The sequence below is a fragment of the Sphingobacterium sp. lm-10 genome, from assembly GCF_023554555.1.
Lineage (GTDB): Bacteria > Bacteroidota > Bacteroidia > Sphingobacteriales > Sphingobacteriaceae > Sphingobacterium.
This window is the reverse complement of the sequence record NZ_JAMJWC010000004.1, coordinates 125,782-143,720: the sequence shown is the minus strand read 5'-3', so window position 1 is coordinate 143,720 and position 17,939 is coordinate 125,782. Positions and strand designations below refer to the sequence as shown.

Here is a 17,939-nt window from a genome sequence, read left to right as displayed (position 1 = left end):
TTGTGCGCGATGGCACAATGGCTACTCATGTGATATATGCACACAAGTAGGGTAGATATGCACCAAAAGGTGCAATACCAATGATAAATACAGCGATTTGCTAAATATTTTGATTAGGAAAAATTGGGCGGCCCTCGGAGGCTCGGAGCATCATGATATGGATATCGCACAATCTCTTCATCACAGATTGGAGCCTGGTAGGAAGTAAATGCAATGGTAAGTATATCAGTGATGCCTAAGATTGGCTCCACATGCACAATTCCCTGATGAGCCAGAAAATCGTAGAAGACCATCTCGTCGTCGTTGTGCTCATGCGTTGCTACATCACCTTTTTCGTCGAGTGCGAAAGGGTGCATGTGCATCACCAAGTGACCGTGTGCCACGTGGCTGTGCATAAATAGCGCATTGCTCGTCAAGATGGCACATAAAAGTACCAACTGAAAATAGGCGAGGAATGAACGATTTGTCTTCATTTGTAATGATGCAGCACAAGGGTGCTTTTTCGGGTGCTAAGATAGTAAATAATAAGGTAAGACGGATTTAAATTACGCGGCAAATGGGAAAATAACAGGCGGAGCCACGGCGCAATACCTAGTTGTTTCGTGGAAAAACGCCTATCTTTGCAATAGAAAAATAGTTTATGTTAAGTTTTACAGCGATCGATTTTGAATTGGCGACTGCGGATTACAATAGTATTTGTGCTGTAGGTGTCGTACGCGTTGATAATGGAGTGATTACCGAGGAATTTTTTAGTTTAGTGAAGCCACCTAATAATAAATATATGTGGCAGACCACACGCGTACATGGAATCAAACCCAAAGACACGGCAGAATCGCCTACATTTGATGTGCTGTATAAAGATTTGGCACCGCTGCTAAAAGGTCGCGACATGATTGCACATAACGAGAAATTTGATCGGTCTGTACTCAAGCAGACCATGAAACATTATGGCTTGCGCTACGAAGAGCTGGATATTAGTGATCAATGGCTTTGTACAAGTGTGCTGTACCAGCAGCTGGGATTTGCCCGTACTAAACTAAACGTATGTTGTAAGATTATGGGGATTCCATTACAGCATCATGATCCCTTGTCGGATGCACGTGCTACTGCGATGTTATACCTACAGCGAGAAGAGGCTCCCGAAAAATGGGAACGCAGCCTGATAGATTCTTTATAAAAGCTTAACTCTTTGAAAATGATGGCTTAATAGTGTGGTTGTTTCTTTGTAAAAACACTACATGAGAAGAGCCGTAGACATTGCAGTTATATCCGACGTTCACTTAGGTACCCATGGTTGCAGAGCAGATGAGCTGCTTCAATACCTTCACTCGATTAAACCAAATTATTTGGTGCTCAATGGAGATATCATTGATATTTGGCAATTCAAGAAAAGCTATTTTCCGGAATCCCATTTTCGCGTGCTAAAATGCCTGCTAGATATGGCGTACGCAGGCTGTCAAGTCGTGTATATCACCGGTAACCATGATGAAATGCTTCGGAAATTTGGTTCCATGCATTTTGGCAAAATTCAGTTTGCCAACAAACTGCTATTAGATGTTGGAGGAAAGAAAACATGGATATTTCACGGAGATGTGTTCGACGCCTCTATACAGCACTCCAAATGGATCGCTAAGCTCGGTGGGTGGGGCTACGATCGACTTATCCAGCTGAACACTCTGATCAATACTATCCTAGTAAGGATGGGTAGGGAAAAATATTCACTTTCCAAGCGTATTAAAAACTCCGTCAAGAAAGCCGTCAAGTTTATCTCCGACTTTGAAAAAACTGCTTCGGAGCTTGCCATTGAAAATCACTACGATTATGTGATATGTGGCCATATTCACCATCCGACTATACAGCAAGTGGAAACCAAAAAAGGATCTTGCGTGTACATGAATTCGGGTGACTGGATCGAAAATCTATCTGCCCTAGAATATAAAAATAATGCCTGGAGCATCTTTTTGTATGAAGAAAACAGTCACTTGCTCAATCAGCAAGTGTTTGATGAGTACAAATTCAAGCATTCGATCGAAGATCTGCTAACCAGTATTATCAAAGGAGATTTATAGGCGTTCGATGTCGGCCAATTGCTCCTGAACATATTTTTCGGTGAGTGGATCTGAAAATTGATCCTGCTCATTCAGTTCATTCTGTATGTGGGGAAGATGAATTTTCAGCGCCATCACATGCATACGCATGTAATGGCACACGCCCGTAAAATGATCTATACCCCGCACATTGCCATACTTTCCAGTCGATATACCAACCAAAGCTGCTTTTTTATGGTAGAATGAAGCCGGATAAGCGCAAGCATCCATAAAAACTTTCAGTATGCCCGGATAACTACCATTATACTCTGGGATGATAAATATAAAACGCCTTGCTTCAGAAACACTTTGCTGAATGGGAGCAAAAGCATCACTACGACGGCCGTAAAGATCAGAGACGATAATGTCGCTAGGTAAGCTGTCTAGCGAAAGAATGTTCCAATCCTGCCCCTTTCTACTCAATTCCTGCTGATAGTATTGGGCGACACGAGTCGAATTATTTTTTGGACGATTAGTTCCTACGATGATTAAATCCATTTTCTATCTATACTTTTCGCCGGTAAATGCACTAATCAAATATCGGACTACAGCTAATTTTTTGCTAACTTAGCGTCCTGAGATTTGAAGCCATTCTGGGCTAACAAAAGTAGCAAATTTAACATGTTTTAAGTAGGATCAAAATTAGGAGAATGTTATCTTGCTGGCATGTAGCTGTGGAATAATTAGGTTCATACTCAGTTATAGGTTATCATCAATATGGGAAAAATCATTGCCATTGCAAATCAAAAAGGGGGCGTTGGGAAAACAACGACCGCCATTAATCTTGCCGCCAGTCTGGCAGTATTGGAATATAAAACCCTGCTAATCGATGCCGATCCGCAGGCAAATTCCACATCGGGCATAGGCTTTGATCCGCGTGAGATAAAGACAAGTGTTTATGAGTGTTTGGTGAATGATTTAGCTCCTCATGATGCCATTAGACAAACAGAGACACCACATCTGGATCTTCTTCCGGCACATATTGATCTGGTAGGAGCGGAGATTGAGATGATCAATCTCAACGAACGGGAGTACCGGATGAAAAATGTACTTGATCAGATCAAAGGCGATTATGACTTCATCATCATCGACTGCTCTCCTTCTCTAGGTTTGATTACCATCAACGCTCTTACGGCTTCCGATTCTGTAATCATCCCGGTGCAATGTGAGTATTTCGCTTTGGAAGGATTGGGGAAATTGCTTAATACCATCAAAATCGTTCAAAACAGGCTAAATACCGAGTTAGAAATCGAGGGTATCCTGCTTACCATGTACGATGTACGACTTCGCTTATCTAACCAGGTGGTGGAAGAGGTGCGTACACACTTTACCGATTTGGTGTTTGATACCATTATTCAGCGCAATACCCGATTGAGCGAGGCTCCAAGTTATGGCATATCGGTCATTATGCACGATGCTTCTTGCAAAGGGGCTATCAATTACCTGAATTTGGCACGGGAGATTTTACAGAAAAACGGTCTTCTGTCTATAGAAAACAAAGAGTCAGCTACAGTATAGAGAGATATGGCAGCACAACAGCGAAAAATAGGTTTGGGTAGGGGTTTAGGTGCTTTGCTTCAGGACGAAGATATCAACAGAGGACAATCTACCGCAAAGGCGAGCGCAGATGCCGCTACTAAGCAGCCAGATTCGAAGCCCGTCGGTGGCATTAATTTCATAGAAGTACATCAGGTATCGGTCAATCCTTTTCAGCCGCGTACAGAATTTGACGAGGTCGCATTACAAGAGCTTTCAGATTCTATCAAGTTGCAAGGGCTTATCCAACCAATTACGGTACGGCAGGTTAGTAAAGACGCTTATCAGCTGATCAGTGGAGAGCGTCGCTTGCGCGCCTCTAAGTCGGCTGGCATCACGGCTATACCAGCTTACGTGCGTACGGCCAACGACCAGCAGATGCTGGAGATGGCGTTGATCGAGAATATACAACGTGAAAATTTGAATGCTATTGAAGTGGCATTAAGTTTTCAGCGAATGATCGAAGAATGTAACCTGAAGCCCGATGAGTTGGGTGACCGGGTGTCTAAAAATAGAAGTACTGTCACCAATTATCTGCGTCTACTGAAACTACCTCCGGCTATACAGGCCGCAATAAGAGATGGTCAACTCTCGATGGGGCACGCACGTGCTTTGATTAACATCGGAGAGGAAGAAAAGCAGATGTTTGTGTTTCAGCAGATCGTAGAGCAGGGGTTGTCTGTCCGAAAAACGGAAGAATTAGTTCGTGCGATACAACAAGCAAAAGACGATAAGAAATCAACTGCAGAAAGCACGAAAAAAGCCCTCAATTTTCAATATCAGAAGATAGAAGATGATTTGGCTTCTCGCTTTGCCACACGCGTAAAGTTGAATCTAAAAAGTAATAAAGGAAAGGGAGCTATTGAAATTCCATTTGATTCTGAAGATGATTTGGGGCGTATTTTGGAGTTGCTTGACTGGTAGTTCTATGCGGTACCTAGGCGCTTTATTGCTCACTTTTTTGTGCTGGGGAAGCTTGCAAGCGCAAGATCGGGACAGTATTATCCGCACAGCGGATAGCATGATTAATACCGTGCTAGCTGATTCTGTCAAAGCAAACATTGAGAAGAAAGAAAGTCGTGCAGAGCGACGTGTGCGTACCAGAGAAGAAAAAGAACGAGATAAGTATTATTTCAAAGGGATTTTGAAAGATTCGGCTCGATTAGAGATTGAGCGTATCTCACGCGTGGCCTGGAGGCGATCCTTGTTTGTGCCTGGTTGGGGGCAGTACACCAATGGCGGCTTGTGGTGGATCAAAGTGCCTGTTATTTATGGAGGCTTTGTCGCCGGATACCTCACCTTTGATTATTGGAATTACTTCTATCGAGAATACCAGACCGAGTTGCAGTTTAGATTCAATAATAATGGCGAACCATCCGACGGACCGTTAGGAAATCCGAATTTCAATGACCAATCATTGATTAGACAACGGGACTTTGCGCGACGCAACCGGGATATTACGGTCTTAGTTACATTAGGGTGGTATGGGTTGAATGTCGTGGAAGCGTATGTAAATTCTATGCTGAGTAATCGTTGGAATATCAGCGATGATCTTTCTTTTAGAGTAACCCCGACGGTGATACCTACTTATCCGAGTGGCATGGCTGCCAATTCGCGTTTAGGCGTATCATCCCTATTTACACCCGGATTAAAGTTAACGCTAAACTTGAATTAAAATATTAACCAATTACAGTACAGAAATGAAAATTGGACTATTAGGATACGGCAAGATGGGCCAGCTTATCGAGCAATATGCCATCAAAAAAGGTCATGAAATTGCCTGGATCATTGATGCCAATAACCGGGAAAACATAGCCGCAGAAGATTTGGTTTCAGCAGATATCGCGATAGATTTTAGTACCCCTGATGCCGCATTAGACAATATCAGCCTTTGTTTCGAAAATGATCTTCCGATCGTAGTAGGTACTACCGGCTGGTATGAACAATTAGAAGAAGTTAAGGCTACGTGTTTGGAGGCTAATCAATCGATGCTGTATGGGTCTAACTTTAGCATTGGTGTCAATGTGTTTTTTCATATCAATAGGTTGTTGGCAAAGGCTATCAGTCCCTATAAACAATACGATGCACAAGTCGAAGAAATACATCATATTCATAAATTGGATGCACCAAGTGGTACAGCCATCACTATTGCGGAAGGCATTTTAGACGCTTATGCAGAAAAAAATGAATGGGTAAATCGCCTAGAAGGATCGGGTGAAGAGGTAATTCCGGCAAAGAACGAACTGTTAATTGAAAGTTTGCGTCTGGAAGAGGTGCCTGGTACACATACTGTAGTATACAGCTCAGAAGTAGACCAAATTGAGTTTAAACATACTGCACATAGTCGGGATGGTTTTGCCTTGGGTGCAGTGGTAGCTGCAGAATGGTTAGTTGGTAGAAAAGGATTCTATCAGGTTACCGAAATGTTTGATTTTAATAACTAGTAGATATGATCTATTATATTTTATTTGCCCTATTTCTAATTGTATCTTGGTACGGTCTAGCTTTATTGTTCAAAAAAGCAGGCAAGCAAGGTTGGGAGGCTTTTGTGCCCTTCTATCGGGAGGTGATATTTGCTGATCTAGTAGCACGGCCTCGTTGGTGGGTGCTTTGGTTATTAGTGCCTATCGTCAATGTTTTTGTGTTTTTTGGGTTGTACTTCGATTTATTAAAAAGCTTTGGGAAACGTCGATTTTGGGAAACTGCTGCTGCGGTATTGGTTCCTTTCATCGTATTACCTATGTGGGGAAAGGATGCTACCGTTAAATACCTTGGTCCGTCCAATACAGAAGAATTTAAGAGAAAATATCCTTACAAGAAATCTGCTGTACGAGAGTGGACTGATGCCATTATCTTTGCAACTGTTGCCGCATCCTTGATCAGAAGTTTTCTGATTGAGCCTTATGTAATCCCTACCGGATCGATGGAGCGCAGTTTGTTGATCGGCGATTTTTTATTTGTGAGTAAGCTGAACTATGGTGCCAGAATTCCGATGACGCCCCTAGCATTTCCATTTGCACATCACACCATGCCGATCACTGGTGGAAAGGCTTATTCGGAGTGGATTAAAATCCCGTATAAACGCCTTCCAGGATTTCAGGAAATTAAAAGAAATGATGTCGTTGTCTTTAACTATCCGATGGATGCCGATGCCCCATTTGAAAGACCCGTGGATAAACGTGAAAACTATATTAAGCGTTGTGTAGGCATGCCCGGAGATGTGCTAACAATGAAAGGCGCACAGCTTTTTGTAAACGGTGAATTGGGTTACGAGAGTGAAAACATGCAGCCAAGCTTCATTGTGATTACGGAGCAACCATACGGTTTAGACTTGAATCGTCTGATCGATAAGCGCTATGAGTTAAGTACTTATCTAAACGATCCTTCGAGAGGCGTGTATGTATTGCACATTACTCGGGAAGAAGCAGAAGAGGTGCGTCAATGGAGCAATGTGAAAGAAGTAATCGAGCAAGTGTATGGCCCGGATGATAATTCGGAAATGGTACAAGCCTTTCCTTTCTATCAGGACGGTACCGTCTGGAACTACGATAACTTTGGCCCATTCACCATTCCTAAGAAAGGATGGGCCGTAAAACTGGATAGTAAAACCCTGCCGTTGTATCGTCGTGCGATTACTGTTTACGAAGGAAACACCTTAGAAGAACGTGCGGATGGCATGTATATTAACGGAAAACGTGCGGATAGCTACACCTTTAATATGGATTATTACTGGATGATGGGTGATAATAGACATAATTCTTTAGATTCTCGAGGCTGGGGATTTGTGCCAGAAGATCATATCGTGGGTAAAGCCCTGCTTACTTTCATGAGTTATGATGAAGATGGAAGCTTCTTGTCCAAAATCCGTTGGAATAGAATCTTTAGAGGCATTAATTAATACTATTTGAAGGTACCACGGTACCTTGCTCAACAACAACAAAGGCGTACAGATTTAATCTGTACGCCTTTGTTGTTGTTGAGCAAGGTTCTTTATGCTTTAAGAGCCGCCAAATATCGTTTAATTGTTTCTTCTAGTCCAAGAAATAAGGCATCTGACACCAACGCATGTCCAATGCTTACCTCTAAAAGACCTGGTATGTGCTGGTTGAAATAGGCTAAATTATGGAGATCAAGATCGTGACCTGCATTCAGACCTAAGCCTACTTCACGTGCTTTTATGGCTGCTTTATAATAAGGCTCAATCGCCTTTTCCTTATCATATCCAAACTCAGCAGCATAAGCTTCGGTATACAATTCTACCCGATCAGCCCCGGTTTGTGCAGCTGCTTCCACCATTTCTTCTACGGGATCTACGAAAAGCGAAACGCGAATGCCCTCTTGCTTGAAGCGGCTCACCATATCGCGTAAGTAAGCCTGATTTTTAACGGTATCCCACCCGTGGTTGGAGGTTATTTGCTCATTCGCATCCGGTACCAGCGTTACTTGGGTAGGCTTGTTTGCCAATACGAGCTCCACGAATTTCTGTTCCTGACAATTCCCTTCTATATTAAATTCCGTTTGTATTTCTTTCTTTAAGTCGAAGACATCCTGATAGCGTATGTGCCGCTCATCTGGCCGTGGATGTACGGTGATTCCTTGTGCACCAAAACGCTCACACGCAACCGCCGTAGTAAGTACATTCGGAATATTGCCCCCACGCGCATTGCGAAGCGTAGCAATCTTATTGATATTCACAGATAATTTTGTCATTTGCGATAGGTTGTTGTCTCACAAATATAGTCAATAAAAATCGCTGCTACCGGCTTATTTATGCATTGCCAATAGTACAGGTTGAAGAATATTCATTAAATTGCAGAGTATATGCAAGGACTGGATTTCAATCTTCTCAGTGGCTTTCGATGGTTCGATTTTATCGACATCTTGCTGGTAGCTATTATTATTTACTATGTCTATAGTTTGATAAAAGGAACCATAGCCGTCAATATATTAATAGGAGTTGGTCTGTTCTATGGTATTTACCTGGTGGTAAAACAGCTCGAGATGCGGCTGTTGACAGAAATTTTTGGAGGATTTATCTCTGTGGGGTCTATCGCACTGATTGTGGTATTTCAACAAGAAATCCGACGCTTCCTACTGCATATTGGTAAGAATATCTCCATGCGCCGGAAGAAATTTATCTGGTCTTTTTTTGGCGCACGACGCGCCGTAGAAGGAGATCGATCGGAGCTCATCAAACCTATTGTGGAAGCTTGTCGCAGCTTATCTAAGTCTCAAACTGGTGCTTTATTGGTGTTTTCCCGGCATTTTGATGAAGAATACTATCAATCCAGTGGCGAATATATTGATGCGCCTATTTCCAAGAGGCTCTTGGAGTCTATATTTTTTAAGAATTCACCGCTTCACGACGGTGCGGTGGTGATTGTGGATTTTCGGATCATGACAGCCAGCTCGGTATTGCCTTTGTCAGACAGTGAAGACTTGCCCCCGCAATTTGGTTTGCGCCATCGCGCAGCGATTGGCGTTACCGAAGTTTCGGAAGCAGTATCCGTTATCGTATCAGAAGAAACCGGCGAGATTTCTTTCGCAAAAGATGGGAATGTCAATATGAATCTCTCTGCCGACGAACTGGAGGCCATTCTCAAAGAAGAGCTTTAGCATTCTAATAGAACATAAAAAACACTAGTGCATAAAAAGCCGCCTGGTAAGGCGCACGCGATCGGCACCCGCCCAGGCGGCTAGAGAAATTCTATCTCGATTACTTCGCAGCTTTTAGTGCTTCTGTGTTCAATTTGATGTACTCCACATTGTTTGCCTGCTTTGCCATATCAATTCCTTCCTGAGCAGCTTTCGCAGCACCAGCTTTGTCTCCCGCTTTTGTTAGGATTTTGGCTTTCCAGTATTTAACGTGTGCAGCCTTTGTATTTCCTTTGTCTGCTTCTTCAATCCATTCTGCCGACTTCTTCATGTCAAGATTGTTCTGGAAATAGTATTGAGCAGCTTGAAAATAAGGTTTTTTCTCCCCTTTCATTGCGGTCTCCAACGATGCCATAATTTCCTTGGTCTGGTCTACAGAAACCGTAAATGGAACCGATACATTTTCCCAACTTAATACCACATCTAGACTTTTTGTGGTTACGTTTTCAAAGTTGATGCTAAAGGTTTCTACCTTCTTAGCTAAGCGATTTGGCTTTACCGTAAACCGAAGAATATCATCTTCTTGTTTGTACGTGTATGCGCCCCATTGTTCAGAAGTTTTGTTTAGGATGATTGTCCAGTCGCCTTTTGTTGGAATGGTAAACAAGCCATATGTTCCGGCAGGAACTGCTTTTCCATGAATCATCACTTCGCTGTCGAATGTAATAGCCGTTGCATTATTAGCACCTGTGCGCCATACTTCACCGTAAGGAACTAACCCGCCAAAAATAGTTCGACCATTTGCATTTGGACGTTGATACGTTAGTGAGATCTTGCTGATGCCCAGTCCTTGAGACACCTGCTGTGTGCTACTGGCAGGCGGTAATTTTGCCTGTGCAAGAGCCAGAGAGGCTCCAGAGAAGATCGCTGCCATGGCAACAAATAGAGATAATAACTTTTTCATAAGGGATGTTTTTTGCTAAAGTATTAAACATTATAAGGATATGCAAGATCTTGATGCAGATGACATCTTGTCACGCATTCTAAGATTTAATTCTTAACTTTGTCTCTTTGAGAAATGGACATGTTAGACTTATTACACACAACCAAAACACACGATGAAACCCGTCAAGGCGAGGCACTTGATATGGTGCCTACAGGTGCCAGCAACGGGCGGAAACTTTACATTGAAAGTTACGGTTGTCAGATGAATTTTTCGGACAGTGAGATTGTTGCATCTATCTTAATCGATCATGGTTTTGAGACCACGAAAGATTTTAAGGATGCAGACGTAGTATTTATTAATACCTGCTCTATACGCGAAAATGCCGAACAACGTGTTCGGAACAGGCTGAAGGAATTTGAGTCGGCTAAGGCTCGAAACCCTGGAATGATCGTGGGTGTGCTGGGCTGTATGGCTGAGCGTCTTAAGGCCAAATTTTTGGAAGAAGAAAAACTAGTGGACGTGGTGGTTGGGCCAGATGCCTACCGGGATCTTCCTAATTTGATAGAAAAGGTCGACGATGGCGCCAAAGCGGTCAATGTATTGCTGTCTCGTGAGGAAACCTATGCAGATATCAGTCCGGTGAGACTGAATTCAAATGGCGTAGCAGCATTTATATCCATCATGCGTGGTTGTGATAATATGTGTTCTTTCTGCGTTGTGCCATTCACACGCGGCAGAGAGCGTAGCCGCGATCCGTATTCTATTGTAAAAGAGGCCCAGGATCTTTTCGAAGCGGGATATCGTGAGGTTACACTATTAGGACAGAATGTGGATTCCTACAAGCATGCAGAAAAAAGTGATGATGGTAGCGAAACGCAAGCGACCGTAAACTTTGCAACGCTACTGGCGATGGTGGCAGATGTAAATCCTCTGTTGCGTGTGCGATTCTCTACTTCCCATCCAAAAGATATCACCGACGAAGTGTTGCACACCATTGCTCGATACGAGAATATTTGTAATTACATCCATTTGCCAGTGCAGTCGGGCAACTCGCGTATCCTAGATATTATGAATCGGACGTATGACCGGGAGTGGTATGTAGATCGCGTCGATGCAATCCGCCGAATCATTCCTAAATGCGCTATATCGACTGATGTTATTACGGGATTTTGTACGGAAACCGAAGAAGAGCATCAAGAGACGCTTTCTATGATGGAATATGTAAAATACGATTTTGCCTACATGTTTGCCTATTCCGAAAGGCCAGGAACATTGGCTGCCAAACGGTTTGAGGATGATATTCCAGAGGAAGTAAAAAAACGTCGTTTAACCGAAATTGTAGCCTTGCAAAGAGCACATGGTCACGAACGGATACAAGATTATGTTGGAAAAGTACATCGCGTACTGATCGAGGGTTTATCCAAACGCTCGGATCAGCATTATTGTGGCCGTAATGACCAGAATGCTATGTTGGTTTTTCCGATAGATGCCCGTTACAAAGCCGGAGATTATGTAGATGTACTGGGAGAAAGTTGCACATCAGCTACATTAATTGGAAAAATCGTCAATTAACAATTGCTTAAAAGCTAAATTGAACCCATGGTCGATCATCAGGATATAAAAAGTAGATTTGGAATCATCGGCAATTCGCCCTTGCTAAATCGTGCCATCGACATTGCACGCCAAGTAGCGCCGACAGATATCTCCGTATTGATCCAGGGAGAAAGTGGTTCTGGTAAGGAGGTCTTTTCGCATATTATCCATCAGCTCAGCGCACGCAAACACGGACCTTTTATTGCGGTGAATTGCGGTGCCATTCCAGAAGGAACGATAGATTCTGAATTGTTCGGGCACGAAAAAGGATCGTTTACGGGAGCCACGGAAGCCCGTAAAGGTTATTTTGAGGTGGTAGATGGAGGTACGATCTTCTTAGATGAAGTCGGTGAGTTGCCTCTAGGTACGCAGGCGCGCTTATTGCGTGTCTTAGAATCAGGAGAGTACATCCGGGTGGGTTCATCCAAAGTACAAAAGACCAATGTACGGGTCGTCGCTGCTACCAATGTAGATATGTATACGGCCGTGCAAAAAAATAAATTTCGCGAAGATCTTTATTACCGACTCAATACAGTGCCGCTTAAAATCCCTGCTTTGCGGGAGCGTCCAGAGGATATTTATTTATTGTTCCGAAAATTCGTAGTAGACTTTGTTGATAAATACCGCACCCCTAGTATACAACTTTTGCCAGATGCGCAGGAGTTGTTAGTGAGCTATAATTGGCCGGGCAACGTACGTCAGCTTAAAAATATCGCTGAGCAGGTGGCCGTTTTGGAAAGAGAACGAACCATTAATGCTGCCATCCTTAGCAACTATATTCCGGCAGATGCCAAGCAATCCAATCTCCCTGTTTTTGTTAATGAGCAAAATAAGGAAGATTTCTCCGAAAGAGATCTACTGTATAAAGTGCTGTTTGATATGAAGCGGGATATGGTAGACTTAAAGAAATTGGTGGTGGAGCTGATCCAAAACGGAATTAACGCAGGCACGTACGAACAAAATTCTCCTGTGATCAATCAATTGTACAAAGACATCGATAATAACAATGGCAATGTAGCGGCTCGGATGAGCGATGAATATGGCTTGCCTTCTCCGGCGACCTTGACCATCCATAATCCTAATAGGCCAAAGCCCGCTAACGGAGAATACCGTTATAACGCGCAGGATGTCGAAGAGGTAGAAGAATCCTTGTCGTTGGTGGATAAGGAGTCTGATCTGATCAAGCGTGCATTGAAAAAGCATAAAGGTAAGCGTAAAGCTGCTGCACAAGAATTAGGCATTTCCGAGCGTACATTGTACCGGAAGATTAAAGATTTGAACTTAGATTAAGACTTTTTGCATGAATAACCATAGAACGATTCTTACCTCCATTCTTACCTGTGTGCTGTTGATCTTCACGACACAGAGCTGCGGGGTGAAATATAGCTTAAGTGGCGGAAGTATTCCGGAGAATATGAATACCTATACGGTAGATTTTTTCGAGAATATTGCTGCTATGGTGATTCCATCTCTCAGTCAGGACTTCACAGAGGGTTTAAAAGAACGGATAAGGACACAATCCAGACTTAATCAAGTAGACCAGAATGGCGATGCTATCTTTGAGGGAGTGATCACCAACTATGCCATCTCCTCTTCTGGAGTCGAGGCCAATACAAATCTGGCAGCATTGAATCGATTATCTATAACGGTGAAGGTAAAATACACCAATAGGAAAGATGAATCTGGCGAAAGTGACTATGAGGATTCTTTTACACAATTCAGAGAGTTTAGAGGAATGGTGAATTCAGCTACCGAGCTACAACTGACCAGAGAAATCATCCTGATGTTGACAGAGGATATTTATAATCGGACATTCAATAACTGGTAAGTCAAATCCGTCATGAACAACGCAGCTACCACGCCTGATATAAGACATGTATTCACACAAGCACTGAGAGATCCGAATGCTATTTCGGAGGCAGACTTTCAAATGCTTTTATCTGAATATCCTTTTGCACAGTCGCTGGTATTTGCCTATCAGCGACGGAATACTACTTCTGTACGTAGCACTAGCACAGATAATACAACCGTACAAAAAGCCTTGTTACACACAGATAATCGTTATTGGCTTCGTGATCTGGTGGGAGAGCATGTGGAAGAAATACCGAGTGAATATGTGGAGCAAGATGAAATAACGGCGCCATTAGAAACACCGGAGGAAGAGGTGCTATCCAAGCAGCCTGAAGATGAGCTGGCGGATTTAATTTTGGAACAGGTACAAGCGGTTGACTACTTTGCGCTGGAAAAAGCAACTGATAGGGAAGTACACACCTCAGAAATCACAGCTGTTGTTCCGGTAGCTGTAAGCGAGGCAGGCGAAAGTGAAGAAGATCTGAGTGTATACGACGATGAATTAATGCCTTATAGTTTTCGCTGGTGGTTGTACAAGACGCGACTGAAACACGCAAATACTTATCAGCCTTTTGTGAGTATCCAATCTTTAAGTACACGGGCAGACGGACAATTCGTGCCACCAAAATTTGATGAAACGATATTGGATCATCAAATCAGAGAGAATATATTCCATCTACAAGATCCCGAAGATAAGCTAAGCGACTCCATTAGGCAGAAAACCGTAGAGGTGGCGATGCCAAAGAAGACGGATGCAGTGATCGAACGTTTTATACGAGAAGAGCCCCAAATAACTCCACCGACACCGGATATAGTGAACAATGAAAACAAGGCTAGAAAGAGCGCGGAAGATCATTTTTCGTTGGTCACAGAAACCCTGGCTAATATCTATATCGAGCAGGGTCTTTATCCAAAAGCGATAGATGTTTTTCGGAAATTAATTTCGATTAATCCAGAAAAAAAAGTGTACTTTGCGAGCCGAATTGAAGAATTAGAGCAAAAATTTTAATATTTATATAGTATGGTTACCTTGATCATTATTTTAATTGTATTAGCCAGTGTTTTACTTGGTTTAATCGTGTTAATACAAAATCCTAAAGGTGGGGGGTTGTCCTCTGGTTTCGCAGGTGGTTCTAACCTGATGGGTGTGCAACGTACCGGAGATTTCTTAGAAAAAGGAACCTGGACATTAGCAATCGCACTGATGATTTTCTGTTTGGGTCTTAATATGGTTGGGCCTGGGGGTTCATCTTCCTCATCAGACAGATTAAATGATCAGTTGGAAGCTCCAATGCAGAACAATCCTGGATTGAACCTTCCAACAAATGAAGCTCCTGCTGGTACTGCCGCACCGACTGTTGCGCCAACAACGGGCGACACCAGTGCTAATTAAGAAGGAATGTCTAATTTAAATGATACAAAAGCGGGCTCCATCTAGATGGAGCCCGCTTTCTTTGTACATACGTGTTTCTAAATATAGCGGTTAATCAGATTTTCCAAGAATTCCTGTCTTCCACTTGTAGGTTGCGGTTCTCCATTAGCCGCCGCAAAATCACGGAGCGTTTCCAAGGTATGACCACCCTGCTCGAAAGTAGCACCCGCACCTTCATCAAAAGAAGCGTAGCGATTTTGACGAATTTTACGATAGTCTGAATCTGTCAAGATACGATCTGCTGTTACTAGCGCTCGGGCAAACAAATCCATACCGCCCACGTGGGCATGTACAAGATCGGCCAAATCAGTGGAATTGCGTCGTATTTTAGCGTCGAAATTGACCCCGCCACCTTGAAATCCACCTGCCTCCAAAATAATCAAAAGACATTCCGTAAGCTCCGTGATATCATTAGGGAACTGATCGGTGTCCCAACCATTTTGGTAATCTCCTCGGTTAGCATCCATAGAACCAAGCAATCCAGCATCTACCGCTACCTGCAGCTCATGTTGAAAGGTATGTCCAGCCAAAGTAGCATGATTCACCTCCAAATTCAGCTTGAAGTCGTCTAACAAATCATATTGACGCAAGAAGCCGGTCACAGTCGCCGCATCGTAATCGTATTGATGTTTCGAAGGTTCACATGGCTTGGGCTCTATAAAAAACGTGCCTTTAAATCCATGCTTACGAGCATAATCTTTTGCCATGTGCAGAAACTTCGCAAGATGCTCCTGTTCCCGCTTCATATTGGTATTGAGCAAGGACATGTAGCCTTCTCTTCCACCCCAAAAAACGTAGTTTTCACCATCAAGGGCGATAGTCGCATCTATTGCCGCTTTTACCTGCGCGGCTCCATGAGCAAGCACATGGAAATCCGGGTTGGTAGCCGCACCATTCATGTAGCGAGGATGGCTAAAAAGATTTGCTGTACCCCACAATAGTTTCACACCGCTGTCTTGTTGCTTCTGTTTGGCGTAAGCCACAATTTGCTGTAAACGGTTTTCATTTTCCACCACATCATTCGTGAAATCAACAAGATCTACGTCATGAAAACAGTAGTAAGGAATCTGTAGCTTAGTAATAAATTCAAAGGCGGCATCCATCTTATCTTTAGCACGTGATAATGGGTCGCTCTGCCGATCCCACGGGAAGATATGTGTAGCGCCACCGAACGGATCGCCACCATCACCATTAAAGGAATGCCAGTACGCGCAGGCAAACTTAAAATGTTCGGCCATGGTTTTTCCAGCGACTACTTGATCGGGGTTGTACCAACGAAAGGATAGTGGATTGTCACTTTCTAATCCCTCGTACTGGATTTGCTTAATGTCATTAAAAAATTCTTTGTCTCCTGTTAACACATTCATATTGTCTCTGTATTTAATTTTTGATTTAGTTGGTTTTTCCAGTCTTGATATAATTCCTCGTATTGCTCGGATAATGCGGGCTCAGGAACGAAATCTGCAATCACCTGCAGGCCACTTAAAGCTTCGGTTGCATTGCGGTAAACCTGTGCACCTATTCCCGCTCCCAAAGCGGCGCCTACACTACCATCATTCTGGTACAGCTCCAGGGGTGTATCAGTCGTACCGACGAAAGACGATCTGAATACCGAGCTTCGGAATAGGTTAGCATGCCCAGCACGAATTACCTTCGGCGTCATGCCATTCTCCCGCATAATGTCTAAGCCATAGCGGAAGGCAAAAGCAATACCTTCCTGAGCAGAACGAAACAGGGAAGCTTTGTCGTGTCGGTTGAAGTCAATGTCTGTGATAGAAGCTTGTATTAGCCGGTCGTTGAGCATGCGTTCTGTGCCGTTGCCAAATGGAAAAGTGCGTAAACCCTGTGCTCCAATCGGAGCCGTGGCAGCCAGCTCATTAATCTCATCGTAAGAGAGCCCAGCGCCAACCATCTGTCTTAGCCATTTGTATAGAATTCCAGTACCATTAATACAAAGTAGTACTCCAGTACGTGTCACATCTGCACTATGGTTGACATGAGCAAAGGTATTTACGCGAGATTGCTTGTCGTATACCAGCTGGTCGCTCACGCCGTAAATCACACCTGATGTACCTGCTGTAGCGGCTACTTCCCCGGCCTGCATTACATTTAAGGAAAGGGCATTATTCGGTTGGTCTCCCGCTTTGTACGTGATATGTACGTCATGCGATAATCCGAGTTCATCCGCTACCTGTGGAAGGATACGGCCATGGTCTTCAAAAACGGTGTGAACAGCAGGTATGACGGACGAATCCAACTCATAATAGTCAAGGACAGTCCGAGATAAACTATTTTTTGAAAAATCCCATAGCACACCTTCTGACAAAGCACTATTGGTCGTACAATATTCTCCAGTGAGCCGATGAGATATGAAATCACCAGGAAGGAGAAGATGTCGGCACTTCCGATAAATTTCTGGTTCATTTTCTTTAACCCATTTGAATTTGGAGGCTGTAAAATTACCCGGGGAATTCAAGTGTGTACGTAGTATCTCTTGTTCTCCCAGATCACGGAAAGCTTGCTGACCAATAGGTACTGCGCGACTATCGCACCAGATAATGGCGTCGCGCAAGGTTTGTCCGCTGTCGTCCAAAAGCACCAATCCATGCATCTGATACGCGATTCCAACGAATTTTATATCTGCGCGGTTATATAAGCCGGTATCGTGCGCTTTGCGTATGCCGAGTTTAATATGTTCCCACCAGGTGTTTGGGTCTTGCTCAGCCCAACCTTTCTGTGGGGAGTGAATGGGGCTTTCCTCTTCCGGGTAGCTCACTGTTGTCAAGGTCTTCTGACTCTCGTGATCTACGACTGAAATTTTGATGGAGGACGTACCAAGGTCTATACCAAGTAAAAGCATATTGTAAAGAATTAGGTTTAATGCAAGCGCTTGCATAAA

19 protein-coding genes are annotated in these 17,939 nt (G+C 43.4%); 13 read left to right on the top strand and 6 right to left on the bottom strand.

Features of this window, described 5'->3' with window-relative positions; translation table 11 throughout:
* Positions 1 to 113 precede the first annotated feature (113 nt).
* Positions 114 to 473 (bottom strand): DUF8478 family putative metalloprotein, encoded by a 360-nt coding sequence (locus M8998_RS16085; RefSeq protein ID WP_249994875.1) that lies wholly within the window; start codon positions 471 to 473, stop codon positions 114 to 116.
* A 167-nt stretch (positions 474 to 640) separates the two neighbouring features.
* Here M8998_RS16085 and M8998_RS16080 point away from each other — a divergent pair, with 167 nt between their 5' ends.
* The gene (locus M8998_RS16080; protein WP_249994867.1) at positions 641 to 1,177 is read left to right on the top strand and encodes a 3'-5' exonuclease; all 537 of its coding nucleotides are present in this window, start codon (positions 641 to 643) and stop codon (positions 1,175 to 1,177) included.
* 61 nt (positions 1,178 to 1,238) lie between these two features.
* Positions 1,239 to 2,069, top strand: coding sequence for a UDP-2,3-diacylglucosamine diphosphatase (locus tag M8998_RS16075; protein ID WP_249994861.1), 831 nt, complete (start codon positions 1,239 to 1,241; stop codon positions 2,067 to 2,069).
* On the opposite strand, the gene M8998_RS16070 is transcribed toward M8998_RS16075, so the two are convergent.
* A complete protein-coding gene (locus tag M8998_RS16070; RefSeq protein ID WP_249994855.1) occupies positions 2,064 to 2,585 on the bottom strand; it encodes an NADPH-dependent FMN reductase in 522 nt (173 codons plus the stop codon). The two genes, M8998_RS16075 and M8998_RS16070, sit on opposite strands and share 6 nt — an antisense overlap.
* Before the next feature lie 219 nt (positions 2,586 to 2,804).
* Between M8998_RS16070 and M8998_RS16065 the strand changes: the two genes are divergently transcribed.
* Genes M8998_RS16065 through lepB form a run of 5 tightly spaced genes read left to right on the top strand, consistent with a single transcriptional unit; the run spans position 2,805 to position 7,521 of the window.
* Positions 2,805 to 3,605, top strand: coding sequence for a ParA family protein (locus M8998_RS16065; RefSeq protein WP_249994849.1), 801 nt, complete (start codon positions 2,805 to 2,807; stop codon positions 3,603 to 3,605).
* Positions 3,606 to 3,611: 6 nt separating this feature from the next.
* Positions 3,612 to 4,547, top strand: a complete 936-nt coding sequence (locus M8998_RS16060) for a ParB/RepB/Spo0J family partition protein (protein ID WP_249994842.1) — start codon at positions 3,612 to 3,614, stop codon at positions 4,545 to 4,547.
* Between the two features lie 4 nt (positions 4,548 to 4,551).
* Positions 4,552 to 5,298 carry a DUF5683 domain-containing protein gene (locus M8998_RS16055; RefSeq protein WP_249994834.1) on the top strand — a complete coding sequence of 249 codons (747 nt, stop codon included), beginning with the start codon at positions 4,552 to 4,554 and terminating at the stop codon, positions 5,296 to 5,298.
* Positions 5,299 to 5,323: 25 nt separating this feature from the next.
* Positions 5,324 to 6,067, top strand: a complete 744-nt coding sequence (dapB, locus tag M8998_RS16050) for a 4-hydroxy-tetrahydrodipicolinate reductase (RefSeq protein ID WP_249994826.1) — start codon at positions 5,324 to 5,326, stop codon at positions 6,065 to 6,067.
* 5 nt (positions 6,068 to 6,072) lie between these two features.
* Positions 6,073 to 7,521, top strand: coding sequence for a signal peptidase I (lepB, locus tag M8998_RS16045; RefSeq protein ID WP_249994816.1), 1,449 nt, complete (start codon positions 6,073 to 6,075; stop codon positions 7,519 to 7,521).
* A gap of 92 nt (positions 7,522 to 7,613) precedes the next feature.
* Here the strand turns inward: lepB and M8998_RS16040 are convergent, their stop codons facing one another.
* Positions 7,614 to 8,333, bottom strand: a complete 720-nt coding sequence (locus M8998_RS16040) for a pyridoxine 5'-phosphate synthase (RefSeq protein ID WP_249994812.1) — start codon at positions 8,331 to 8,333, stop codon at positions 7,614 to 7,616.
* Positions 8,334 to 8,444: 111 nt separating this feature from the next.
* Between M8998_RS16040 and cdaA the strand changes: the two genes are divergently transcribed.
* Positions 8,445 to 9,239, top strand: a complete 795-nt coding sequence (gene cdaA, locus M8998_RS16035; protein ID WP_249994810.1) for a diadenylate cyclase CdaA — start codon at positions 8,445 to 8,447, stop codon at positions 9,237 to 9,239.
* A gap of 100 nt (positions 9,240 to 9,339) precedes the next feature.
* Here cdaA and M8998_RS16030 read toward each other — a convergent pair whose 3' ends face one another.
* Positions 9,340 to 10,182, bottom strand: a complete 843-nt coding sequence (locus M8998_RS16030; RefSeq protein WP_249994809.1) for a DUF2911 domain-containing protein — start codon at positions 10,180 to 10,182, stop codon at positions 9,340 to 9,342.
* 120 nt (positions 10,183 to 10,302) lie between these two features.
* Between M8998_RS16030 and miaB the strand changes: the two genes are divergently transcribed.
* From miaB to secG, 5 genes are read left to right on the top strand one after another with little or no spacing between them, the layout of a single operon-like run.
* On the top strand, positions 10,303 to 11,736 hold the full coding sequence (gene miaB / locus M8998_RS16025) for a tRNA (N6-isopentenyl adenosine(37)-C2)-methylthiotransferase MiaB (protein WP_249994807.1): 1,434 nt from the start codon (positions 10,303 to 10,305) through the stop codon (positions 11,734 to 11,736).
* Positions 11,737 to 11,763: 27 nt separating this feature from the next.
* Complete coding sequence (locus M8998_RS16020; RefSeq protein WP_249994805.1) at positions 11,764 to 13,047, top strand: sigma-54 interaction domain-containing protein; 1,284 nt, start codon at positions 11,764 to 11,766, stop codon at positions 13,045 to 13,047.
* A gap of 10 nt (positions 13,048 to 13,057) precedes the next feature.
* Positions 13,058 to 13,585 (top strand): LptE family protein, encoded by a 528-nt coding sequence (locus tag M8998_RS16015; protein WP_249994803.1) that lies wholly within the window; start codon positions 13,058 to 13,060, stop codon positions 13,583 to 13,585.
* A gap of 12 nt (positions 13,586 to 13,597) precedes the next feature.
* The gene (locus M8998_RS16010; protein WP_249994801.1) at positions 13,598 to 14,617 is read left to right on the top strand and encodes a tetratricopeptide repeat protein; all 1,020 of its coding nucleotides are present in this window, start codon (positions 13,598 to 13,600) and stop codon (positions 14,615 to 14,617) included.
* A 12-nt stretch (positions 14,618 to 14,629) separates the two neighbouring features.
* Positions 14,630 to 15,001, top strand: coding sequence for a preprotein translocase subunit SecG (secG, locus tag M8998_RS16005; RefSeq protein WP_249994799.1), 372 nt, complete (start codon positions 14,630 to 14,632; stop codon positions 14,999 to 15,001).
* Between the two features lie 77 nt (positions 15,002 to 15,078).
* Here the strand turns inward: secG and xylA are convergent, their stop codons facing one another.
* Both xylA and M8998_RS15995 read right to left on the bottom strand, forming a co-directional pair.
* Positions 15,079 to 16,407, bottom strand: a complete 1,329-nt coding sequence (gene xylA, locus M8998_RS16000; RefSeq protein ID WP_249994797.1) for a xylose isomerase — start codon at positions 16,405 to 16,407, stop codon at positions 15,079 to 15,081.
* A complete protein-coding gene (locus tag M8998_RS15995; RefSeq protein WP_349665667.1) occupies positions 16,404 to 17,936 on the bottom strand; it encodes a xylulokinase in 1,533 nt (510 codons plus the stop codon). The genes xylA and M8998_RS15995 overlap by 4 nt, the downstream gene beginning before the upstream one ends.
* Positions 17,937 to 17,939: the final 3 nt, after the last annotated feature.

What these genes read in the sequence shown, in the direction of transcription:
- M8998_RS16085 (WP_249994875.1), bottom strand. Translation starts at nt 473, where the DNA reads ATGAAGACAAATCGTTCATTCCTCGCCTATTTTCAGTTGGTACTTTTA.
- M8998_RS16080 (WP_249994867.1), top strand. Translation starts at nt 641, where the DNA reads ATGTTAAGTTTTACAGCGATCGATTTTGAATTGGCGACTGCGGATTAC.
- M8998_RS16075 (WP_249994861.1), top strand. Translation starts at nt 1,239, where the DNA reads ATGAGAAGAGCCGTAGACATTGCAGTTATATCCGACGTTCACTTAGGT.
- M8998_RS16070 (WP_249994855.1), bottom strand. Translation starts at nt 2,585, where the DNA reads ATGGATTTAATCATCGTAGGAACTAATCGTCCAAAAAATAATTCGACT.
- M8998_RS16065 (WP_249994849.1), top strand. Translation starts at nt 2,805, where the DNA reads ATGGGAAAAATCATTGCCATTGCAAATCAAAAAGGGGGCGTTGGGAAA.
- M8998_RS16060 (WP_249994842.1), top strand. Translation starts at nt 3,612, where the DNA reads ATGGCAGCACAACAGCGAAAAATAGGTTTGGGTAGGGGTTTAGGTGCT.
- M8998_RS16055 (WP_249994834.1), top strand. Translation starts at nt 4,552, where the DNA reads ATGCGGTACCTAGGCGCTTTATTGCTCACTTTTTTGTGCTGGGGAAGC.
- dapB (WP_249994826.1), top strand. Translation starts at nt 5,324, where the DNA reads ATGAAAATTGGACTATTAGGATACGGCAAGATGGGCCAGCTTATCGAG.
- lepB (WP_249994816.1), top strand. Translation starts at nt 6,073, where the DNA reads ATGATCTATTATATTTTATTTGCCCTATTTCTAATTGTATCTTGGTAC.
- M8998_RS16040 (WP_249994812.1), bottom strand. Translation starts at nt 8,333, where the DNA reads ATGACAAAATTATCTGTGAATATCAATAAGATTGCTACGCTTCGCAAT.
- cdaA (WP_249994810.1), top strand. Translation starts at nt 8,445, where the DNA reads ATGCAAGGACTGGATTTCAATCTTCTCAGTGGCTTTCGATGGTTCGAT.
- M8998_RS16030 (WP_249994809.1), bottom strand. Translation starts at nt 10,182, where the DNA reads ATGAAAAAGTTATTATCTCTATTTGTTGCCATGGCAGCGATCTTCTCT.
- miaB (WP_249994807.1), top strand. Translation starts at nt 10,303, where the DNA reads ATGTTAGACTTATTACACACAACCAAAACACACGATGAAACCCGTCAA.
- M8998_RS16020 (WP_249994805.1), top strand. Translation starts at nt 11,764, where the DNA reads ATGGTCGATCATCAGGATATAAAAAGTAGATTTGGAATCATCGGCAAT.
- M8998_RS16015 (WP_249994803.1), top strand. Translation starts at nt 13,058, where the DNA reads ATGAATAACCATAGAACGATTCTTACCTCCATTCTTACCTGTGTGCTG.
- M8998_RS16010 (WP_249994801.1), top strand. Translation starts at nt 13,598, where the DNA reads ATGAACAACGCAGCTACCACGCCTGATATAAGACATGTATTCACACAA.
- secG (WP_249994799.1), top strand. Translation starts at nt 14,630, where the DNA reads ATGGTTACCTTGATCATTATTTTAATTGTATTAGCCAGTGTTTTACTT.
- xylA (WP_249994797.1), bottom strand. Translation starts at nt 16,407, where the DNA reads ATGAATGTGTTAACAGGAGACAAAGAATTTTTTAATGACATTAAGCAA.
- M8998_RS15995 (WP_349665667.1), bottom strand. Translation starts at nt 17,936, where the DNA reads ATGCAAGCGCTTGCATTAAACCTAATTCTTTACAATATGCTTTTACTT.